Here is a 20,838-nt window from a genome sequence, read left to right on the forward strand (position 1 = left end):
CAATGGAGTAATGAAGAGTTTCAATGATGATGTCCGTCTGGCCCATGCACATGGCCATGCATCATTTCCTCCGTGGTTGCGGAACGGATATCGACTACGGTACATTCAAACTGCAATGCCATACCAGCGTACGGATGATTGCCATCTACAACAACGATATCTTCAGTTACGTCTGTCACAGTGTAGATCATCATATCATCCGATTCTTCTTCGCCACCTTCAAATTGCATACCGACTGTCACACCCTCGGGAAAAGCAGATTTGGGCTCGATTCGCATCAGTTCAGCGTCATATCCCCCAAAAGCATCTTCAGGCTCCATCAAAATAGAAAGGCTGTGCCCAACTTCCTTTTCGTGGAGCGCTTCTTCAACTGCCGGGAATATCCCGTCATAACCACCGTGCAGGTAGCTGATGGGCGTCTCCGCTTCCTCCACAATCTGACCTTCCCGATTAAGCATTCTGTAATTGAGGGATACAACGGTATTTTTTTCTATTCTCATGTTATCTCCATTTGTTGATCATGATGGTTAAGCCACAAAATTTTTTTGTTTAAGGTACGTTTGGTTTTCAGATCACTTCTAAAATTTGGCGCAAGGTGCAAAACTGCGACGGTGTATGCCACAAATACCGTATCGGTGGATTGCGGCTAGATGCATCTTGGTAGGATAGCCTTTATGGTGATTAAAACCATACATCGGATAGCATGCGTGCAAGCGTAGCATTTCCGCATCCCGTGTCGTTTTAGCCAGAATGGATGCAGCAGAAATTTCCGCTACCCTCTCGTCACCTTTAATGATGGCTTGTACTTCATAACTCAATTGAGGCGTATGCATACCATCAATCAGTATCAGTGCATTTTTAGGTGGGGAAATCTTTTCGATGGCCCTTTTCATCGCGAGTAAACTGGCTTGCAAAATATTCAGCTGATCAATCTCTGTCACTGAAGCACTGGCAACTGACCAGGCAATAGCGTGAAGTTTAATTTCCTTGACTAAAGTTTCACGTTTTTGTTCAGTCAGTTTTTTTGAATCGGCCAACCCTGCTATCACATGTTTGGGATTCAGTGCTACGCAGGCTGCATACACTGCACCAGCCAATGGCCCCCTACCCGCCTCGTCCACACCATAAATTATTTTTTCTGAATACATGAGGGCGCCTCTAAAAATTCAGAGTTCTAAATAAGATCAGGCGCAAATACAAAATATTGACGCAACATACGATTGATATACAAGTAAAATTTTTTACAGACAACAACGCATTGTGACGAAATACGGGTTCTTAGATGCGCCCATGACTGCTAATGCAGCCAGTACAACATCCATTCAGGACGTAGCCTTAAATTGCGCGCGCCGTACACATCAACTGTGCCTCGGTCACGATCTGACCATCAACTTCAGCGACAGCAGCATACTTCCATATGCCTCTGATCTGCCGGCTGATCACTACTTTTAGAACCAGCTGATCTCCCGCTATCACTGGTTTTTTAAAACGCACCGCATCAATTCCAACAAAATAGTAAACCTTATTTGAATCAAGACTGGTGCCTTCACTGCGTATGGTCAATATTGCTGCTGCCTGCGCCAATGCCTCTACGATCAACACACCTGGCATGACCGGATAGTGAGGAAAATGTCCGCTAAAATAAGGTTCATTGATCGATACATTCTTGTATGCGTGGATATGCTTTCCTTTTTCGAGCTCAACCACTCTGTCCACCAGGATAAAAGGGTAACGGTGTGGCAAATACTTGAGAATTTCATGGATATCCATAGCGGTCATTTCATGCTTCCTTTCGTAGCTGTTATTTTGTTTTCAGATTCTTGGGTTTCTTTTCTTGCCCATCTAATATAGACATTATCTGATCGGTAATATCGATGCGCGCACTACGGTACACTGAGTCCTGCAATTGAAGAATCAGATCATAACCTTGCTCTGAGGCTAGTTTGTTGATGGTCTGATTAATCAGATCCAGGATTCGGCCATATTCCTCATTCTGGCGCAGACTCAAATCTTCCCGCATTTGTTGCTGTTCACGCTGATGTTGCCGACTGATACTTGCAAGCTCACGCTCTTTGGCACGTCTATCGGATGAATCAGCTGTTTGGGTACTCAACTGCTTTTCCAGCTGTTGCTGAAGTTTTTTAATCTGAGAAGAAAGTTCCTTGACCTTGCTATCGCGTAACTTGAATTCCTGCTCAATTCTTTTTTGAGCCTTGATGGCAAGGATAGACTCTCTTAGAATTTTTTCAGTATTGACGATGCCGATCTTGATCTCCGTGGCACAAACATCCGCAGTTTGTGGCAAAAGTAGTGATGCCATAGCCAGTATCAGCATGCTAACGAACTTTCTCGACAACCACCCGTTCAATACAAACTTCATCTACACCCCACGCTTATTTATCGCTAATTAGAAAGTTTGTCCTAGTTGGAATTGAAAGCGTTGTACTTTGTCACCAGGCTGATCATTGAAAGGCTGTGCAACACTGAATTTCAGGGGGCCCATCGGTGAAATCCAGGTAACGGCCAAGCCAGCAGCATAACGAAAATCGTTGGAACCAAGCCCGGAGAAAGAGTTGACAATCGTACCGCCGTCTAGAAATGCACTCAAGCGGACCTTTTTATCTTCCAGCATAAATGGAACAGGAAATAATACTTCGATATTTCCCACAATCCGTTTGCTGCCACCAAGAACCCTATTATCATTATCACGTGGCCCCAATGTATTGATATTAAAGCCGCGTACGGAATTAAACCCGCCCGCAAAGAAATTTTTAAAGAAAGGCAATGGCTTGCCAGAATAACCATCCCCGACACCCACTTCACCATTGAGCATCAACGTAAAATGCTTCGTCAGCGGATAAAACCAGCGCTGCTCCAAACTGACTTTATAGTAGCGGAGATCAGCGATCGGCGCACTGAATTCACCAAATACACGTTGCGTCAGGCCGGAAGTTGTCCAGATCGCGCTATCCCGTCGGTCACGCGCCCAACTTAACGTCAATGGAAAACTGGTAGAATTTTTACCAAACCGTTCGACAAAATCTACAAACCGTTGTGGGCTATCATCGCGCAGTTTTATTTTAGTCTGCTCAAATCCCAGTCCCAATGAAATGGAATCATTTTCTGCGACGGGGATCCCGAAACGAATACTGGCGCCAGTAGTATCGGTATTAAATACCCCGACGCTATTGAGAGAACGGGTATTGATTGCTCTTCTAAAGGCTTCCAGCCCCAGGCTGACACCATTAATGGTGTAATAAGGATTGGTGAATGACGCGGAGAGGATTTTATTAACGCTGCCGGTATTCACCTGCAAACTAAGAAAATTGCCGGTACCAAAAATATTATTTTGTGCGATCGACCCGTTCAGAATAATCCCTTCCCTGTCAGAATAACCAGCACCAAACATGATTGCTCCGGTTGGTTTCTCAACAACACTCACATTGATATCCAGCTGATCAGGCACGTCTGCCACGGGCGGTGTCTCGACATTCACGCTGGTAAAGAAATCAAGCCGGTCAATACGTCGCCGTGAGGTATTGATCTGGCTTGTAGAATGCCACCCTCCCTCCATCTGGCGAAACTCTCGCCGGATCACTTCATCCCGGGTACGTTCATTGCCACTAACATTGATTCGTCTAACATAAACTCGTCGTCCCGGATCAATGAAAAAAGTAAATACGGTCTGATGCGTCTCTTTATCCAGTTCTGGCGCGGCGTTGACATTGGCAAATGCATAGCCATCATCTCCCAACCTGTCACTGATTAATTTAATGGACTCGGTCAGTTTTTCGCGCACAAACACGCCACCGACCTCGAGCTTGATCAATTTGCGCAACTCTTCCTCTGGCACGATCAATTCACCGGCAAGCTTGATATCCGAAACCGTATACTGCGGTCCCTCCGTCACATTAATGGTGATATAGATATCTTTCATATCTGGCGTAATAGAGACTTGGGTGGAATCGATATTAAACTCAAGATAGCCACGATCAAGATAATACGAACGCAATGCCTCGATATCTGCCGATAATTTTTGTTTGGAATACTGGTCTTGCTTATTAAACCAAGTCAATAGATTGGGGGTTTGTAAACTGAAAAGCTTCAATATTTTTTTTTCACTAAAAGTATGATTGCCAATAATATTGATTTGCTTGATTCGGGCAGTTCTACCTTCCTTGATGTCGAAATTGATGCCAATACGATTACGTTCCAACGGAGTGGTGGTGGTAGTGATTTTTACGGCATACTTGCCACGACTGATGTATTGACGCTTTAACTCCTGCTCCGCTTTCTCCAGCAAGGAGCGATTGAAAATACGCGATTCGGATAATCCTGCCTGCTTCAAGCCATCTTTCAGCTTGTCCTTGTCAAACTCCTTAGCACCATTAATTGTAATTTGCGCAATTGCTGGTCGTTCCTCCACTTGTACAATCAATAGCGACCCTTCCGCCTTAAGCTTGACATCCCTGAAGAATCCGGTGGCATATAATGCTTTGATCGCCGCACTCACTTTGGCCTTGTCGAGTACATCTCCCACCTTGACCGGCAGGTAACTGAACACGGTACCGGCTTCAGTACGCTGTATGCCCTCCACGCGAATATCCTGAATGACAAACGTATCTTCTGCTATGCATACACTGGAACAGCATAACGCCATCACCAACAGACAATTCCGGAACCCCATACCTATCCTGAAATCAAGCGCAGCAGATCATTATGCAATGCAAACAACATCAACGTTACCAATAACCCCATACCGATCTGATGCCCAATCTCCATCACTCTTTCAGAAAGTGGTGCGCCGCGAATCATCTCAATAACGTAATACATCAAATGTCCTCCATCCAGCACGGGGATTGGCAGTAAATTTAATACCCCCAGGCTGACACTCACCAGCGCCAGAAAACCAAGGTAGGCCACTATTCCCATCTGAGCAGATTGGCCAGCATAGTCCGCAATGGTAATCGGGCCACTAACATTTTTTAAAGAAACGTCTCCCGTCATCATCTTGCCAAGCATCCGCAAGGTGAAGTAGGTCATATCCCACGTTTTGGCGATCGCTTTAACAAGCGCAGTAAAAGGTGAGTAGCTGATTGTGATCAGCAAATTTTCCAGCGCAGCATGTTCGATCTTCGGGGCAATCCCTGCCTTACCTATTTCGGATTGATCTTCACGTGCTTTCTCCGGCACCAATATCAATTTCATGACGGATTTGTCGCGCAGAACCTCTATTTCAAGCTCACGCTCCGGACTGGCACGTATTTCACTTACGACCTCATCCCAGTACAAAATTTCCTTACCGTCAATCGCCAGGATTTCATCCTCTGCCTGCAACCCCGTTTTATCCGCAGCACTGCCGGCGATTACCTGGCCAATCACCGAAGTTAATACAGGTCTATACACACTCAAACCAATCTTACCAAGAAAATCTGCATTTAATTCATCAGGGTGAAGTGTACTGAGATCGAGCGTGCGTTTGTGTATGACTCCATTTTCAGCCATGACTTCCAGCCTGACAGTTGCATCTCGATCGACAGCACGATCCAGTAGGACAAGGCGAACATCCTGCCAGGTTGCAACGGGTTGGTTATCAATTTTGGTAATAGTTTCACCAACATGCAACCCAGCTGTAGCCGCCAGTGTCATAGGTTGGATATCGCCCAATACCGGTTTCATTCCGGTCACCCCAACTACAAAAAGCGCCCAATAAAGCAGAATTGCCAACAGAAAATTTGCTAACGGACCTGCTGCAACAATGGCAAAACGTTTTAAAACTGGCTGACGATTAAATGCGCGCGTCAGTTCATGCCTTGGAACTGATCCTTCACGTTCATCCAGCATTTTTACATAACCACCCAAAGGAATGGCTGCTACAACCCATTCCGTTTGATCCTGCCCCCATTTCCTTTTATACACAGGACGACCGAAGCCAATGGAAAAGCGTAATACCTTGACACCACTCCAGCGCGCCACCAGATAATGACCAAACTCGTGAAAGGTAATCAACAAACTCAACGCAATCACAAAGGCCAGCAGAGTAGATAATAGTGTCATATTAGGGTAGATTTGGTTCGCAGGCTGGATTCGTAATAATTAAATGGGTGGGGCGGAGTGTTCTGCTATTGACTGTTTTTCGTACGAACCTGCAAGATACAAACTTGCTATACAAAGCAACGTAACTAAACAGCTGCAACTGAATACAAGCTGTTTAATCCATAACTACGCGCCAGCCATTCCATGGCCGACTCACGCGCGAAAGTATCTGCTGCCAGGACTTCATCCAAGGTCGTAATTTCCTGCCATGGTGATGATTGCATAACCTGTTCAATCATCGCCGGAATGGCCAGAAATGGCACTCTACCATTCAGAAAAGATTCAACTGCGACTTCATTAACTGCATTCATAATAGTTGGCATGTTGCCTTTCCTTGCCAATGCCTCGTAAGCTAGTCTCAAACATGGAAAGCGTTCAAAATCCGGAGTTTCAAATTCAAGACGTGCAATATCAAATAAATCCAGCGATGGCACACCACTTTCCATTCTTTCTGGATAACAAAGCGCGTGCGCAATCGGCGTTCGCATATCCGGATTACCCAGTTGCGCGAGTACAGAACCATCGACATACTCAACCATTGAGTGGATAACACTCTGGGGATGCACCACCACCTGGATTTGATCGGGATGGGCGTTGAACAACCAATGCGCTTCAATTACCTCCAACCCTTTATTCATCATGGTAGCGGAATCAACCGATATTTTCCGCCCCATTATCCAGTTGGGGTGGGCGCATGCCTGCTTAGGTGTCACACTAGCCAACTCCGCCAACTCTACCTGACGAAAAGGCCCGCCTGAAGCCGTGAGTAAAATACGGCGAATACCGGACAAAGCCAGATCTGCATTAAACTCATGCGGTAACGACTGGAATATGGCATTGTGTTCACTGTCAATCGGCAACAAGCTCGCATGATGCTTTTGTACGATATCCATGAAGATACCGCCAGCCATCACTAATGTTTCCTTATTAGCTAATAAAATTTGCTTACCCGCACGTGCGGCAGCAAGCGTCGGGCGGATACCGGCCGCTCCAACGATCGCAGCCATCACCGTATCAACTTCTGGCAACGAGGCAACATGTTCCAGCGATTCGATGCCTGCCAGCACAACAGTATCAAGCCCTGCCGCACGAATTTTATTATCCAGATCATCCGCGCTACGCGGGTTGAGCATGACTGCGTAACGGGGCTGGAATTGCAAACATTGTGTAAACAGTTTTTCGCTGTTCTGATTGGCGGTCAGAGCTAAAACTAAGAATCTATCTGCATGTCGTGCCGCCACATCCAGAGTGCTTTCCCCAATACTGCCAGTTGAGCCGAGTATAGTCAGATGACGTTTCGTAGTCATATTACTTTCGAATAAAATAAAATTACGGCCAAGACGGCGAGAGGCAATGTCGAAGTCAACGCATCAATCCGATCCAGTATACCACCGTGACCAGGCAATATTTTCCCGCTATCCTTGACACCTGCCTGTCGCTTTAACAACGATTCAAACAGATCGCCAATGATACCCAGCACAGTCAGCATCAGTAAAAAAGGCAGCAGCCACAGGATTAATTTGTCGTCACTATTCATCCAGAATGACCAGATGACCGCATAGATGAGCACACCACCCAAAGCAGCGAATACACCTTCCCAGGTTTTCCTGGGACTGATCTGCGGCGCAAGTTTATGCTTGCCAAAGGCGCGACCGGCAAAATAAGCAACGCTATCTGCCACCCAGATTACACCCATGAAACCCAGCAGCAATAAAGGTTCAATTGCACGCAACTGATATAAAGCCAGGCAAGTGGGTAGCAATATTACCCAGCCCAATATCATAAATATCCAGCTGGTTTTAAACACGCGTCCTATTTTTAGCATGATGGGAGCAAACAACAGCCAGAACACAATTGAAGCGCCGTATAGCCAGATAAACGATGTGCTTACTGTATCGACAATAACTGCTTCGCCAAGTAGGAACAAAAGCTCCCCTCCCAATAAAGTAGTCGCAATTAGGTAGAAAATGGTCTGATTTACCGAGAAGCCACCAAGTCGACACCATTCCCGGGCGGCAGTTACTGTTAGACCAAGGAGCAGCATCGACCAAAAAATAGGCGGCAAATAAAATAATGCAACCAGAAAGGTAGTCAATAAAACTAATGCAGTGAGAATTCGGGTGCCGGGCATAGGATAGGCTGTTACAGGCAGATAGAATAGGGGTATTAGTTAGAACGGTCTCTGTTCGTCTTGTAAATTGCCTGTTGTGGCACAGCGGCAGCAAGCTGCTCGCTGGTTCGACCGAAACGGCGTTCTCGCTGCTGATAAGAAACGATTGCTCTATTCAGTGAAGCAGCATCAAAATCCGGCCACAAAGTTTCAGTGAAATATAGCTCCGTATACGCTAATTGCCATAATAAAAAATTACTGATACGGCATTCTCCACCAGTACGGATAAACAGATCAGGTTCGGGCGCATCCGCTAGCGCCAGATGTCTGGACAAATCTGCTTCGGTAAAGTTGGTCTGCAAATGGGGCGCTTGGATCATCATCTTGCGTACCGCCTGCATGATATCCCAGCGCCCACCATAGTTAGCTGCCACAGTAAAAAACAGGCGGCTATTACTCGCCGTCAGTATTTCTCCTTGGCGGATGCAGTCAACAATGCGGCTATCCAGTTTGCTAATATCTCCTATTACTCTGAAGCGAATACCATTTTCATGCAGCTTGCTCACTTCTCGCTCAAGTGCTATGAGAAAAAGTTGCATCAGGAGTTTTATTTCATCCTCCGGTCTGCGCCAGTTCTCACTGCTAAAAGCAAAAATAGTCAGATATTTTATTTCACGCTCAATACAGGCTTTAATAATCGCGCGTACAGATTCTAATCCCTGCTTGTGCCCGGCAGCACGAGGAAGGTGCCGCTGTTTTGCCCAGCGACCATTTCCATCCATGATAATGGCAACGTGTCTTGGGACATCGCCGATCTCAGGAAGCTGAACAGTCGAACTGACTAACTCATCCGGCATGTATTTGCTCAAACCGCCATGAGTTCAGATTCTTTAAGTTGCAGTAACTTATCAACTTCAGCAATATAATGATTGGTCAGTTTTTGAATTTCCTCCTGACCACGCCGGTCATCATCCTCGGCAATCAATTTATCTTTAAGTAATTCTTTTAGCTGTGCATTACTGTCTCTACGTATGTTTCTCATGGCGATACGCGCATTCTCCGCCTCGGCTTTGACAATCTTAGTCAGATCACGACGCCTTTCCTCAGTAAGTGCTGGCATTGGCACCCGCACCATCTCACCAACAGTTGAAGGATTCAACCCCAAATCAGAATCCCGTATGGCCTTTTCTATCGCTGCCATCAGTTTTTTTTCCCAAGGCACCACACCAATCGTGCGAGCGTCAGCCAAAATCACATTGGCCAATTGTTTGATCGGAGTTGGCGCACCATAGTAATCCACTACAATATGATCAAGTAATCCCGTATGAGGGCGGCCACTTCTGACTTTACTGAAATCAAGCTTGAGTGCTTCCAGGCTTTTCTGCATTTTTTGTTCTGCGGAATGTTTTATCTCGACGATCATTGCTTATCAGGAAGTTTATTTAAAAATATCTGCTTAATGCCACGAACCGTTATATATTTTTATGTAGATCAATTTTTACATATCTTTTAACAAAAAATCAAACAGTTACGAGCGTACCTTCATTCTCACCCATGACAATCCGTTTTAATGCACCAGTCTTAAATATGCTGAATACATTAATGGAAAGATTTTGACCCCGGCACAATGTTAATGCAGTTGCATCCATTACCTGTAGGTTCTGGCTAATTGCATCATCAAAACTCAGCTGCTGGTATCGCTTTGCATCGGAATGAATAATGGGATCACTGGTGTAGATACCATCAACCTTGGTTGCTTTGAGCACGATATTCGCATTCATCTCCATGCCACGCAACGCAGCAGCAGTATCTGTTGTAAAAAACGGATTCCCAGTGCCAGCAGCAAACACGACTACCTTACCCTCTTCTAAATAGCGTAGCGCTTTGCCTCGAATATAGGGCTCAACAACCTGATCAATCCGCAACGCGGACTGTACTCGCGAAACCAAACCCCCATGCTTCATTGCGTCATGTAATGCCAGTGCATTCATGGTGGTAGCTAGCATGCCCATATAATCAGCAGTTACACGATCCATTCCATCGCCAGCCGATTTCATCCCACGAAAAATATTTCCGCCACCGACCACAATTGCTACCTCTACGCCCATTTGCAGGACACTGGCAATCTCTATCACTATTCGTTCAACAATAGTCCGATCAATACCATATTGCGCCTCACCCATCAGCGCTTCTCCGGACAGCTTCAACAGAATACGTTTATAGATCAATGCAACACCGCCAGATTTTGCTTTACTTTGTCTGATTCACTTGCGCCATCACCTCAGTGGCAAAATCCTCGGATTTCTTTTCAATGCCTTCACCAACCACAAACAAGGAAAAACGCATTACTTTGGCTGATTTTGCTGCTAATAGTGCTTCCACTGTTTGATCTGGGTTTTTAACAAATGGCTGACCCAACAAAGTTACTTCAGCCAAGTATTTAATGATCCGGCCATCGACCATTTTCTCTACGATGTTGGCTGGCTTGCCGCTTTCAGCTGCTTGTGCTTCAAATATCTGGCGTTCACGCGCCAGCAATTCCGCGGGCACCTGGTCACTGGACACACAAACTGGTTTGCTTGCCGCGATATGCATGGCAATATCCTTGCCAAGTACCTCATCACCCCCGGTGAAATCCAGCATGACTCCGATTCTACTGCCATGCAGATACATGGCCAGTCTACTCTCAGTTTCATAACTGACCACACGCCGCACACTGATATTCTCACCCAGCTTCATCACCAATGCTTGCCGCCGTGCTTCTACAGTATTATCATCAGCAAGCGTTAATGCGGACAATGCAGCCGCATCGACAATATGCTGTTCTGCGGCCAGCTGCGCCAGTTGCCTGGCAAACTCGATAAAATCTTCGTTTTTGGCAACAAAATCAGTTTCGCAATTGATCTCTACCATGGCTCCCTGCTTACCATCGGCAGAAATAAATCCGCTGATCACTCCCTCTGCCGCAATACGCCCAGCAGTTTTACTTGCCTTAGCGCCACTGCGTATCCGCAGAAGATCTTCTGCGGCCTTCAAATCACCATCGGTCTCGGTCAATGCTTTTTTGCACTCCATCATCCCCAAGCCCGTGCGTTCACGCAATTCTTTGACTACACTCGCGGTAATTCCCGCCATATTTACTCCAGATACAAGATGTTTAGTTTATTAAGATAAAAGTAGTTACTTTGTTGACCAATTCTCCTCGAGAAAAGGCTAGATAACGCATGAACCAATGCTAGCCCCTGAGTCAGCCTTCAGCGGCAGACTGATCAGTCTCAGGTGCTGATGCCAGCAATTCCTCATCCGATTTTTGAAGATCAATGATTTCCTGAATGGATTGGTTGCGGCCTTCCAGAATAGCATCAGCCATCGCACGCGCATACAGTCGGATCGCTTGACTGGAATCATCATTTCCAGGAATCACATATTTAGCACCCGCTGGATTATGATTGGTATCAACCACACCAATTACGGGGATCCCCAGCTTCTCAGCCTCGATAATTGCCCCTTTCTGATAGCCGACATCTATCACAAACATAGCGTCTGGCAGCCCTCTCAAATCTTTTATTCCACCCAGGCTACTGTTTAGCTTTTCTATCTCTCGCTGAAAGTTCAACGCCTCTTTCTTGATCAGCTTAGCCATGGTTCCGTCCTGCTCCATCTTCTCCATCTCGTGCAACCGTTTAATCGATTGCTGGATAGTTTTAAAGTTGGTCAGCATTCCACCTAACCAGCGCTGGGCAACGTAGGGTGCCCCACAACGCATAGCTTCTTCCTTCACAATATCCCTTGCCTGACGCTTTGTACCCACAAACAAAATGGTGCCTTTGTTTGCAGCAGTTTTACGCGCAAAATTTAACGCATCATTGAACATGGTCAGCGTTTTTTCAAGATTGATAATATGGATTTTGTTGCGCTGACCATAAATAAATGGTGCCATTTTAGGATTCCAGAAACGAGTCTGATGTCCAAAATGTACCCCTGCCTCAAGCATTTGCCGCATTGTAACTGCCATGAAATTTCCTTAGGGTTAACCGCCACCTGCCGACACGCTTCCTTGATGTACAAGGCACCCTTTCCAGCAGACGCGAGTGATATAAAATTAAATGTTATTTAAAAACAGCTGCATGAAACAGCCATGCCGCTATATCCATTAGGCGAAAATCAAACTGTAATCCGCTTCGTGCCGGATTATAACACGCAACCACTTCGACTCAATGCCAGACGATTTATGGTGAATGGCGGGCCGGGCAGTTAATCTCAATCGCCAATCTTGCGATACAACTCAGCGATTTTCTCCAGTTTCACGCGCTTATTGCTGATCGAGATCAGACCTTCTTCTTGCAATTTCGAAAAAGATCGGCTGACTGTCTCCAGTTTAAGCCCTAGATAGCTGCCAATTTCATGCCGGGTCATTTTGAGATTGAATTCCGTCGATGAATAACCACGCCGACTCAGGCGAGTCGACAAATTTAGCAGAAATGTGGCCAAACGCTCCTCAGCTTTCATACTGCCTAACAGCATCATGACATCATGATCGTGAACGATTTCACGACTCATGATTTTATGAAATTGATTCATCAGCGGTGGAATGGCTCGCCCGATTTCCTCAAGCTTAGCAAAAGGCACTTCACAAACCTCGCTATCTTCCAACGCCATTGTGTCACAGCTATATTTCTCAAGACTGATCGCACCCAATCCCAGCAACTCGCCAGTCATATAAAAGCCCGTCACTTGCGTACGTCCATCAGTTTTCAATATGCTGGCTTTAAAAAAACCATTTTTTACGGCATACAACGACTTGAAGTCAGCACCTGCATGAAACAGATATTCGCCACGTCGCACTCTGAATTTATGCTTGATCAGCGTGCTCAAATGCTGTACTTCAGCATCATCGAGTCCAACCGGCAGGCAGACATCACGCAAACTGCATGTAGTACAGCTTGGTTTTTGCTGCGCCGCAACCACAGAATGCTCTGCCACAAGTTTATTTAACAAGGCATCCGCCTAATTCTGATCAAAAGTTTCAGACAAAAATCACAAATTAATCGTCAAGCTGAGTTGCTATTCAGCTTTTTCCGGCAACGTGCCTGCATTTTCCAGCAGATAATCAGCCAGCATTTGCACAGAATCCCCCATCAGGTTCGGGAAAGCCGGCATACCAAATCCCTTGCCATTTCTGACTCTCTCTATAATCGCTTCCGAATTAGCCATTTCGGGACGCAGTATCATTACCTTTCCATTAACGGGAGAATGGCAGTTGGCACAAGCCTCTTTAAAGATACTTTCGCCGGTTGCCCCAGCAGAAGGCATATAGTCACTATTCTTTGCACAGCCACTTAATAATACGATTAACGCATAGCCTGTTAAAGTCAAGGACAAAGCAGTCATTTTTTTCATTTTATATTTTCTCCAGATGGTCAGCTTTTTCCGTCAAGTCAAGTACGCTGTTAGCTAAAAAGCATCCCGCATTTTATCTCTAACGAACTAGAAATTTTAGCATACAAGCTACTCCGAAAAAGAGCCTGTCAAGGTAACAGTAGAATTCGCAAGTCGTGTCACCTGTTTTAATCGGACAAAGGCATCGGCATGCAACTAAACGCGGTAAATCAAAAATTGATACGCAGACCGACCATCGCCGAACGAGCAGGTAACGGTGCACGGTTCTTAAGGAAGGATGTATGGCGGCGGGCTTCTTCATTCAATAGATTCGTTCCTCGCACAAATAAGCTGTAATTTCCGGCTCTCCAATCGATCGCATACTCCATTTGAATATTCAGCATCGTATAAGCGCCTGTTTCCGTTTCTAGTGATGAAACCCGGCTTTGCTTATTTACGCGCATCACATCGATCATGCCGCGCCAAGGTCCCCGTCCATAATTGAGCGCGCCACCAAAACGCAGAGGCGTCATCCTCGGGATAGGTTCACCACCAGCAAGTCTGCCGTGCGTATAATCCGTCCACAATCTGAGATCAAGCTTGCCACGACGATCATTCAGCAGCTGCGCCGTGGTTTCAAATTCGAACCCCAGAAATCTGGCCTTTTTCTGGCGATGTGTCAACAGCAATAAACCATCGGCAGCAGGACTACCTTCCGAATCAACTCGATCTGCTACACCATCATCTGCCAAATCCACCTCCTGGAGAAAAACGAAATCGTCTATCAGATTGGCAAACAGGTTCAATGTCCATTCAAAGCGACCATCACGTTTACGCATAAATACATCCAGACTATTGGATTTTTCTTTATTTAGGGAAGCATTACCTATTTCAAAAGAATTGGTCGCCAGGTGCGGCCCATTGGAAAAGAGCTCTTCAAGCGCTGGCGCGCGTTGTGCATGCGAGAGATTGCCGCCCAGTGAATATCCATCGAAAAATGTCCAGGTGGTCCCACCGGAAAGACTGAATGCATTATGTGTGGCCGCTAAATTGTCTTTTTGACGTCCGGCCAACTGATGCTCAAAACGTCCTCCCATCTCGAACTGCCACCGATCGAGTTTTAGTTTTTCCAACATAAAGCCGCTGACGGCTTCTGCCTGTGAATCCGGCACGAAGGCTTCTTCTCCTGAAGTGGAAAGCTTACGATTCTGATACTGCATCCCCAACACACCATCCCAGCCTGCCAATGGGTTGTGCAATAGCTCAGCTCGTCCTTCCCACTCCCGATTCAAAAGCAAGGTGCCAATTTCATCGCCTTCAAGTTCCTTATGAGCATGATCGTTATAACCCCAGCGCGTTTTGGCCACACGAAATCCTGGCAGTGGATTATTCAGTGCCCCCTTAATATCAAAGCGGGTCTGACGCTGCCTAATCCGGACATTCTCGTCGTCATCTCCGGGCACGCCATAATCATTTCTAAAACGGCTGATCGCCACACCCAATAACCCTTGCTCGCCAACATGAGACAGCCCACCCGAAAAGCTCTCTGTATCGATATCGCTATTCGTGAGTTTGCCTTTTTTAGCATCAGGCTCAGGATCAACGCTGGCAAAACCCGGTATGGAATAATCCTCAGTATGCCGCTTCAAGCCATCCAAATGAAAGGCAAATTTACCCGCTCCCGCATTTAAACGAAATGCACCGGTAAAATCATCCGCAACCGAATTGTAATGTCCATACAAATCGCCATCGATTGCTTCCGGCACATGCTCAAGTATACGGCGATTCACGATATTGACTACCCCGCCACTGGCTCCCGAACCATACATCAAGACGGAAGGGCCACGAAAGATTTCGATCTGGTCGGCAAATAGCGGCTCCGCCACCACCGCGTGGTCCGGACTGATCGTGGAAACATCCATCGTGCCAATTCCATCTTCCAGCACTCGCACTCGCGCGCCCCCCAAACCCCGAATAATTGGACGCCCGGCTCCCGGCCCAAAATCACTACTGGAAACACCCAACTCCTGCGATACAGCCTCACCAATATTGCGCATATCCCTGGTCAATAGTCTCTCTCGCTTTAAAATGGACGCCGGCTGCGCTATATTTGCCTCTCCTCTGCTAAGCGGGTCTGCCGTTATGGTTAAAGGTTGCAACGTTAAAACAGGCGTGATTTCTTCTGCCAGAACAGATGAACAGCCCCCCACAATAACAACCAGCCAACTAACCAAAATTCCGAATGGTTTCATTTTTTGCAAACAAATAATTAAAATATGATATGTTGTAACATATCTATTACAGGTTGACAACAACTGTCTGTTTCGTCAATCACCAAGATTTTAAAATGTTAATTATTGAGATTGAGACTGGCAATATCCATTTACCCCGGCTTACCATCCACCCTGGCTCGCCAGAAAATCGGAGCATACTTGCCTGCCCATAACATGAAACACACTAGCCACACGCCTCCCGCCACTAAGTGGAGCCAGGGCACTCCGGCAAAAATTGTCGGCAGTATCTCGGGTAAAATTCTAAAAAGAACTGCCACCTGAAACCCAAGAAACAACAGCCAAGTATAACCATCCAGCTCAAGCGGCCGGCCTGAGTGGCCAAGAGTTACACGGGACGCCATTCCCAGCACCATACTGGCAAAATAACCTATCGTCAGCACATGCAAGGGCGCCAACCCAAGCCAGTGACGCTGACCCTCCTCGATCGACCATAGCAAAAAACTCTGCAGCGAAAACAGAAGCATGGCCAAACCCAACCAGGCAAAGGCGATATGCAATACTGCCAGCAAACGCACTGAAAAACTTCGAGCAAACCCCCAAACATAACTAAAATAGAGCGTGCAGGCCGCCAGCAACAAATCACTTACCCAAGCGTATTGCTCAAAATTTATAAAATATAGCAACCCATGTAGAACCGAGCATGCAAGCATTACCCATAGTAAGTAGTACGGGCGAATGACTACATAGTTTTGCAGCACTCTGCTTGCAAAAAATGGAATCATGCGGTGCGAAACGGCTATCAGGATGGGCAATAAAAAGAACCAGATTCCCGCCTGACGTGAAAAATTCAGAAACGTAACTGATTCTGTCAACAACCAGAAAGTATAAGCAGCCAAACCCAGCCAACCACCGACGAATGCACTCGCACAAACCCATGCATGGCGTTTATCTCCACCTGGGGCAGTCAGCAGCACTTTAAGCAAAGCAAAAATAGCCACCCACCAACCCAGCAACAGCAGCAATAGCCCCAGGAAAATAAAAGGAGTTCCATAAATCAGCCCAATGTAGAACACCAGAGTACCCAATGCCATCACGACAGAAACCGTCATGTACAGGAACGGCTTGATTTTTTCACCATTCACCCAGCTGGGAAAAGTAGTAAATAAGAATCCAACGATGAAAAAAGGAAAAAAAGTATAAATCATTAAAAAAGCGTGTATCCAGATTGGTGCAATCTGCCCATGTAAGCCAGGAAACCCAGCAATCAACCCAGATCGGCCGAGCAGATCCGCATTCCACCACAAAAAAGTCAACACGCCCTGGATGGCGCCAATCAGAAATGGCCCGCGATGTGGTGCCGCAGATAGCTGCCCCCAGGCTGCTGTTAAAGGATTCATAAGATTCTGGTTTATCCTGTTAATTATAGTTACAAGCAAAAGCAGCAGATCCGGCCAGGTCCGCCTAGCAATTCAGGTAATTTTTAATCGAGGCCGTTATTTGCTATGATAGAGCGATGTCTAATTCTATCGCTTTTTGATGCTGAACATCGATTTACACTGTCATTCGACCGCTTCTGACGGTGTATTGTCCCCGACAGAACTATTAGCACATGCCGCATCGCTTGGGGTAAGTGTACTTGCCCTAACCGACCATGATGCTGTTAGTGGGCTTGGCGAGGCAAGAGAAGCCGCCAATCAGCTGGGCATCACACTCATAAACGGCATTGAGATTTCCGTCACTTGGCGAAACCGTACGCTGCATATCCTTGGTCTGAATATTAATCCGGATTATCAGCCGTTGCTTGAAGGGGTACGCGATATCTGTGAACGCCGCGTCGAACGTGCCCGTAATATTGCCACCGAACTCAGTAAGCATGGTATTGCAGGCAGCTATGAAGGCGCCTGTTCTTATGCTGGCGAAGGCAGACTGATTGGACGGACGCACTTTGCTCGTTTTTTGGCAGCGCGTGGATATGCGAAAGATGTCAAAACGGTATTCAAAAAATTTCTAATTAAAGGAAAACCTGGTTATACACATCATGAATGGGTTTCTCTGTTGCAAGCAATTGACTGGATTTGCAGCAGTGGTGGCCGGGCGGTCATTGCGCATCCCGCCCGCTATCAGCTGGGAAAAAATCTGCTTGACCAACTACTGGATGAATTCAAGGCACTGGGCGGCGTTGGTATAGAAGTCGTTTCCTCCAGCCACACACCTGAACAGGTAAAACAGTTTGCGCAGCTTGCTATTAAAAAAGATTTATTTGCTTCTTGTGGCTCCGATTACCATGGACCAAACGAGAGCTACTTTAATCTGGGGCAATTACCCAGAATACCCGCAGAATGCACTCCGATATGGCATGACTGGGCGTTACCAGCAGGTCAAATCCAACTCTGACGTACAACTAAAATAACTGACACAGGTTTTCCATGGCACAGTTTTTTTCGATCCACTCACAGACACCCCACCTCCGGCTAATCCGCCAGGCGGTCGATATCATCCGTCAAGGCGGGATCATCGTTTACCCAACCGATTCCTGTTACGCGCTTGGCTGTCAGCTTGGCAACAAGGACGCTATGGAGCGTATACGCTCCATTCGCAATGTTGATGAAAAACACCATTTCACACTGGTATGTCGCGATCTATCGGAAATCGCCACCTTTGCCAAAGTTGACAACACCCAGTATCGTCTCCTTAAATCTACCACCCCTGGGAGCTACACATTCATTCTCAACGCCAGCCGTGAGGTTCCCAGGCGATTACAGCATCCTAAACGACATACAATTGGTTTGCGTATTCCCGAACATCCCGTTGCTCATGCGCTGCTGACCGAGCTTGACGAACCGATATTGAGTTCGACCTTGATTCTTCCGGATGATGAATTACCGCTGAATGATGCACCAGAAATAAGGCAGCGTCTCGAACACCAGGTTGAACTCATTCTCGATGCCGGCTCATGTGGAACGGAAATGACGACTGTCGTCGATCTGACTGGCAATACCCCCGAAATTATCAGAGCCGGTAAAGGGCCCTTGACACCCTTTGGAAGTATCCATGGATAGTATTATTCAGGGTATCGCCATCTACGCGCTGCCAGTCATTTTTGCTATCACCTTTCACGAGGCCGCACATGGCTATGTCGCCAAACGCTTTGGTGACTTGACTGCTCAAAGAGCTGGACGAGTCAGTCTCAACCCAGTCAAGCACATTGACCCGGTAGGCACGATCGCTGTCCCGCTGATCATGTTCATCACCAGCAAACTGATGCTGGGTGGCGGCATACTATTTGGCTGGGCCAAACCGGTACCGGTTAATTTCAATCAACTACGCCACCCTAAACGCGATATGTTATGGGTGGCTGCTGCCGGCCCAGGCGCCAATTTGTTGATGGCTTTTTTCTGGGCGCTGATTATCAAACTGGGAATGTTACTTCCCGAAAGCGCTTTTATCAGGCCTATGGTTTTGATGGGAATTGCGGGAATCGAGATTAATGTGATACTGATGATACTGAACTTGCTACCGCTGCCACCGCTGGACGGCGGTCGTATTGCTGTTAGTCTATTGCCAGAGAAGCTTGCCTGGAAATTTGCCCAGATTGAGCCCTATGGGATGATAATCCTGCTGACCTTGCTGATCACCGGTACACTGGGAGCAATCTTATGGCCATTGATCGCGCTCACAAAACAGGCCATTGTTATTTTTTTTGGTTTGTATATATAAATGTTTGTCACATTACATCTTGGGGTAACTATCTACATTAGCAGGCTATTCATTCATATATTTTCCAGATTAACGGTCAGAAAAAATGTTTGCTAATCGCGTACTTTCAGGGATGCGTCCGACAGGAAACTTGCATCTGGGGCACTATCATGGAGTGTTAAAGAACTGGCTAACACTTCAGCAACAATACGAGTGCCTTTTTTTTGTTGCAGACTGGCATGCGCTGACGACCCACTACGACTCACCCGAGATCATCGAACAGAATGCCTGGAACATGATAATCGACTGGCTCGCTGCTGGCGTCGATCCTTCGAAAGTAACTCTCTTCATTCAATCCAAGGTTCCTCAGCACGCAGAATTATATCTGTTGCTATCTATGATTACACCGCTTGGCTGGCTGGAACGGGTCCCAACCTACAAGGATCAACAGGAAAAACTGACTGATAAGGATCTGGGCACATATGGCTTTCTCGGCTATCCGCTTCTGCAGAGTGCCGATATTCTGATTTACCGTGCTAATCTTGTTCCGGTTGGCGAAGACCAAGCCCCACACCTGGAGTTCACACGCGAAATATGTCGCCGCTTTAATCATATTTTTGGCAAGGAACCCGGTTTTGAGGAGAAGGCGGCGCAGGCCATCAAAAAACTTGGTTCCAAAATATCAAAACTCTATCGTGAACTGCGTGCCCGCTACCAGGAACATGGTGACGAAAATGCGCTTGCCGAGGCCAAGTCCCTGCTGGGAGAACAGCAAAATCTGAATGCAGGTGATCGTGAACGCCTGTTTGGCTACCTTGAAGGCAGCAGCCGGCTGATTCTGCCAGAACCACAAACTTTATTGACACAAACCGCAAAAATGCCGGGACTGGATGGGCAAAAGATGTCGAAGTCTTACGGGAACACCATCGGTTTACGCGAAGAACCGGACAGTGTTACCAGAAAAATCCGTACCATGCCAACCGACCCTGCGAGAGTCCGTCGCAGTGATCCCGGCAATCCGCAGAAATGCCCCGTCTGGCAATTCCACATACTTTATTCTTCCACTGAAATACGCGACTGGGTTCAACAGGGTTGTACCACTGCCGGTATCGGCTGTCTTGAATGCAAACAGCCCATCATCGACTCTGTTTTGGCAGAGCAGGCGCCCATTCGTGAGCGTGCCAGAATGTACGAGGAAGATCCTGCACTCATGCGCAACATTGTCGCAGATGGATGCGAAAATGCCTACAAACTTGCCGAAGAAACCATGCGCGATGTCAGGGAAGCGCTGGGATTGAATTACCTGTAACCGCCATTGCCAGC

At 46.7% G+C, this 20,838-nt stretch carries 21 protein-coding genes; 4 read left to right on the forward strand and 17 right to left on the reverse strand.

What is annotated here, in order from left to right:
- Window positions 1-20: 20 nt before the first annotated feature.
- From NSMM_RS06425 to NSMM_RS06505, 17 genes are all read right to left on the reverse strand, one after another.
- Complete coding sequence (locus NSMM_RS06425) at window positions 21-500, reverse strand: FKBP-type peptidyl-prolyl cis-trans isomerase (protein WP_090285761.1); 480 nt, start codon at window positions 498-500, stop codon at window positions 21-23.
- 78 nt (window positions 501-578) lie between these two features.
- Window positions 579-1,148 (reverse strand): ribonuclease HII, encoded by a 570-nt coding sequence (rnhB, locus tag NSMM_RS06430; RefSeq protein WP_090285764.1) that lies wholly within the window; start codon window positions 1,146-1,148, stop codon window positions 579-581.
- 187 nt (window positions 1,149-1,335) lie between these two features.
- A complete protein-coding gene (gene fabZ, locus NSMM_RS06435) occupies window positions 1,336-1,779 on the reverse strand; it encodes a 3-hydroxyacyl-ACP dehydratase FabZ (RefSeq protein WP_090285767.1) in 444 nt (147 codons plus the stop codon).
- A gap of 22 nt (window positions 1,780-1,801) precedes the next feature.
- On the reverse strand, window positions 1,802-2,320 hold the full coding sequence (locus NSMM_RS06440) for an OmpH/Skp family outer membrane protein (RefSeq protein WP_245654704.1): 519 nt from the start codon (window positions 2,318-2,320) through the stop codon (window positions 1,802-1,804).
- An 87-nt stretch (window positions 2,321-2,407) separates the two neighbouring features.
- Entirely contained in the window at window positions 2,408-4,687 is a 2,280-nt protein-coding gene (gene bamA / locus NSMM_RS06445; protein ID WP_090285772.1) for an outer membrane protein assembly factor BamA, read from the reverse strand.
- A gap of 2 nt (window positions 4,688-4,689) precedes the next feature.
- Window positions 4,690-6,057: an RIP metalloprotease RseP gene (gene rseP / locus NSMM_RS06450; RefSeq protein WP_090285775.1), complete on the reverse strand. Its 1,368-nt coding sequence runs from the start codon at window positions 6,055-6,057 to the stop codon at window positions 4,690-4,692.
- Between the two features lie 125 nt (window positions 6,058-6,182).
- Window positions 6,183-7,403 (reverse strand): 1-deoxy-D-xylulose-5-phosphate reductoisomerase, encoded by a 1,221-nt coding sequence (ispC, locus tag NSMM_RS06455; protein ID WP_090285778.1) that lies wholly within the window; start codon window positions 7,401-7,403, stop codon window positions 6,183-6,185.
- Window positions 7,400-8,227, reverse strand: a complete 828-nt coding sequence (locus tag NSMM_RS06460; protein WP_090285781.1) for a phosphatidate cytidylyltransferase — start codon at window positions 8,225-8,227, stop codon at window positions 7,400-7,402. Before NSMM_RS06460 ends, ispC begins: the two co-directional genes overlap by 4 nt.
- A 35-nt stretch (window positions 8,228-8,262) precedes the next feature.
- Window positions 8,263-9,063: a polyprenyl diphosphate synthase gene (gene uppS / locus NSMM_RS06465; protein WP_090285783.1), complete on the reverse strand. Its 801-nt coding sequence runs from the start codon at window positions 9,061-9,063 to the stop codon at window positions 8,263-8,265.
- 8 nt (window positions 9,064-9,071) lie between these two features.
- Window positions 9,072-9,629: a ribosome recycling factor gene (gene frr, locus NSMM_RS06470; RefSeq protein ID WP_090285785.1), complete on the reverse strand. Its 558-nt coding sequence runs from the start codon at window positions 9,627-9,629 to the stop codon at window positions 9,072-9,074.
- Window positions 9,630-9,726: 97 nt separating this feature from the next.
- Window positions 9,727-10,434 (reverse strand): UMP kinase, encoded by a 708-nt coding sequence (pyrH, locus tag NSMM_RS06475; RefSeq protein WP_281200896.1) that lies wholly within the window; start codon window positions 10,432-10,434, stop codon window positions 9,727-9,729.
- A gap of 22 nt (window positions 10,435-10,456) precedes the next feature.
- Window positions 10,457-11,341 (reverse strand): translation elongation factor Ts, encoded by an 885-nt coding sequence (gene tsf / locus NSMM_RS06480; protein WP_090285787.1) that lies wholly within the window; start codon window positions 11,339-11,341, stop codon window positions 10,457-10,459.
- Window positions 11,342-11,453: 112 nt separating this feature from the next.
- Window positions 11,454-12,221: a 30S ribosomal protein S2 gene (gene rpsB / locus NSMM_RS06485; protein WP_090285790.1), complete on the reverse strand. Its 768-nt coding sequence runs from the start codon at window positions 12,219-12,221 to the stop codon at window positions 11,454-11,456.
- A gap of 245 nt (window positions 12,222-12,466) precedes the next feature.
- The gene (locus NSMM_RS06490) at window positions 12,467-13,204 is read right to left on the reverse strand and encodes a helix-turn-helix domain-containing protein (protein WP_245654706.1); all 738 of its coding nucleotides are present in this window, start codon (window positions 13,202-13,204) and stop codon (window positions 12,467-12,469) included.
- 66 nt (window positions 13,205-13,270) lie between these two features.
- The gene (locus tag NSMM_RS06495; RefSeq protein WP_090285792.1) at window positions 13,271-13,606 is read right to left on the reverse strand and encodes a c-type cytochrome; all 336 of its coding nucleotides are present in this window, start codon (window positions 13,604-13,606) and stop codon (window positions 13,271-13,273) included.
- Window positions 13,607-13,815: 209 nt separating this feature from the next.
- Window positions 13,816-15,837, reverse strand: coding sequence for a TonB-dependent receptor (locus NSMM_RS06500; RefSeq protein ID WP_090285793.1), 2,022 nt, complete (start codon window positions 15,835-15,837; stop codon window positions 13,816-13,818).
- 131 nt (window positions 15,838-15,968) lie between these two features.
- Window positions 15,969-17,216: an NnrS family protein gene (locus NSMM_RS06505; protein ID WP_090285795.1), complete on the reverse strand. Its 1,248-nt coding sequence runs from the start codon at window positions 17,214-17,216 to the stop codon at window positions 15,969-15,971.
- A 139-nt stretch (window positions 17,217-17,355) separates the two neighbouring features.
- Between NSMM_RS06505 and NSMM_RS06510 the strand changes: the two genes are divergently transcribed.
- From NSMM_RS06510 to NSMM_RS06525, 4 genes are all read left to right on the forward strand, one after another.
- Window positions 17,356-18,213 (forward strand): 3',5'-nucleoside bisphosphate phosphatase, encoded by an 858-nt coding sequence (locus tag NSMM_RS06510; RefSeq protein ID WP_176753877.1) that lies wholly within the window; start codon window positions 17,356-17,358, stop codon window positions 18,211-18,213.
- A gap of 32 nt (window positions 18,214-18,245) precedes the next feature.
- Window positions 18,246-18,878, forward strand: coding sequence for an L-threonylcarbamoyladenylate synthase (locus tag NSMM_RS06515; RefSeq protein ID WP_090285801.1), 633 nt, complete (start codon window positions 18,246-18,248; stop codon window positions 18,876-18,878).
- Window positions 18,871-19,536, forward strand: a complete 666-nt coding sequence (locus NSMM_RS06520) for a site-2 protease family protein (RefSeq protein WP_090285803.1) — start codon at window positions 18,871-18,873, stop codon at window positions 19,534-19,536. The genes NSMM_RS06515 and NSMM_RS06520 overlap by 8 nt, the downstream gene beginning before the upstream one ends.
- Window positions 19,537-19,621: 85 nt before the next feature.
- Window positions 19,622-20,824: a tryptophan--tRNA ligase gene (locus tag NSMM_RS06525; RefSeq protein ID WP_090285805.1), complete on the forward strand. Its 1,203-nt coding sequence runs from the start codon at window positions 19,622-19,624 to the stop codon at window positions 20,822-20,824.
- The last annotated feature ends 14 nt before the right edge of the window (window positions 20,825-20,838 follow it).

The sequence above is a fragment of the Nitrosomonas mobilis genome (assembly GCF_900103035.1).
GTDB classification, from domain to species: Bacteria; Pseudomonadota; Gammaproteobacteria; order Burkholderiales; family Nitrosomonadaceae; genus Nitrosomonas; species Nitrosomonas mobilis.

Excerpts from the sequence above, each read along its gene's own strand:
- NSMM_RS06500 (WP_090285793.1), bottom strand. The coding sequence starts at position 15,837 with ATGAAACCATTCGGAATTTTGGTTAGTTGGCTGGTTGTTATTGTGGGG.
- rseP (WP_090285775.1), bottom strand. The coding sequence starts at position 6,057 with ATGACACTATTATCTACTCTGCTGGCCTTTGTGATTGCGTTGAGTTTG.
- NSMM_RS06440 (WP_245654704.1), bottom strand. The coding sequence starts at position 2,320 with ATGGCATCACTACTTTTGCCACAAACTGCGGATGTTTGTGCCACGGAG.
- frr (WP_090285785.1), bottom strand. The coding sequence starts at position 9,629 with ATGATCGTCGAGATAAAACATTCCGCAGAACAAAAAATGCAGAAAAGC.
- tsf (WP_090285787.1), bottom strand. The coding sequence starts at position 11,341 with ATGGCGGGAATTACCGCGAGTGTAGTCAAAGAATTGCGTGAACGCACG.
- NSMM_RS06505 (WP_090285795.1), bottom strand. The coding sequence starts at position 17,216 with ATGAATCCTTTAACAGCAGCCTGGGGGCAGCTATCTGCGGCACCACAT.
- NSMM_RS06510 (WP_176753877.1), top strand. The coding sequence starts at position 17,356 with ATGCTGAACATCGATTTACACTGTCATTCGACCGCTTCTGACGGTGTA.
- NSMM_RS06515 (WP_090285801.1), top strand. The coding sequence starts at position 18,246 with ATGGCACAGTTTTTTTCGATCCACTCACAGACACCCCACCTCCGGCTA.
- NSMM_RS06425 (WP_090285761.1), bottom strand. The coding sequence starts at position 500 with ATGAGAATAGAAAAAAATACCGTTGTATCCCTCAATTACAGAATGCTT.
- NSMM_RS06520 (WP_090285803.1), top strand. The coding sequence starts at position 18,871 with ATGGATAGTATTATTCAGGGTATCGCCATCTACGCGCTGCCAGTCATT.
- ispC (WP_090285778.1), bottom strand. The coding sequence starts at position 7,403 with ATGACTACGAAACGTCATCTGACTATACTCGGCTCAACTGGCAGTATT.
- uppS (WP_090285783.1), bottom strand. The coding sequence starts at position 9,063 with ATGCCGGATGAGTTAGTCAGTTCGACTGTTCAGCTTCCTGAGATCGGC.
- NSMM_RS06495 (WP_090285792.1), bottom strand. The coding sequence starts at position 13,606 with ATGAAAAAAATGACTGCTTTGTCCTTGACTTTAACAGGCTATGCGTTA.
- NSMM_RS06460 (WP_090285781.1), bottom strand. The coding sequence starts at position 8,227 with ATGCCCGGCACCCGAATTCTCACTGCATTAGTTTTATTGACTACCTTT.
- fabZ (WP_090285767.1), bottom strand. The coding sequence starts at position 1,779 with ATGACCGCTATGGATATCCATGAAATTCTCAAGTATTTGCCACACCGT.
- NSMM_RS06525 (WP_090285805.1), top strand. The coding sequence starts at position 19,622 with ATGTTTGCTAATCGCGTACTTTCAGGGATGCGTCCGACAGGAAACTTG.
- rpsB (WP_090285790.1), bottom strand. The coding sequence starts at position 12,221 with ATGGCAGTTACAATGCGGCAAATGCTTGAGGCAGGGGTACATTTTGGA.
- rnhB (WP_090285764.1), bottom strand. The coding sequence starts at position 1,148 with ATGTATTCAGAAAAAATAATTTATGGTGTGGACGAGGCGGGTAGGGGG.
- bamA (WP_090285772.1), bottom strand. The coding sequence starts at position 4,687 with ATGGGGTTCCGGAATTGTCTGTTGGTGATGGCGTTATGCTGTTCCAGT.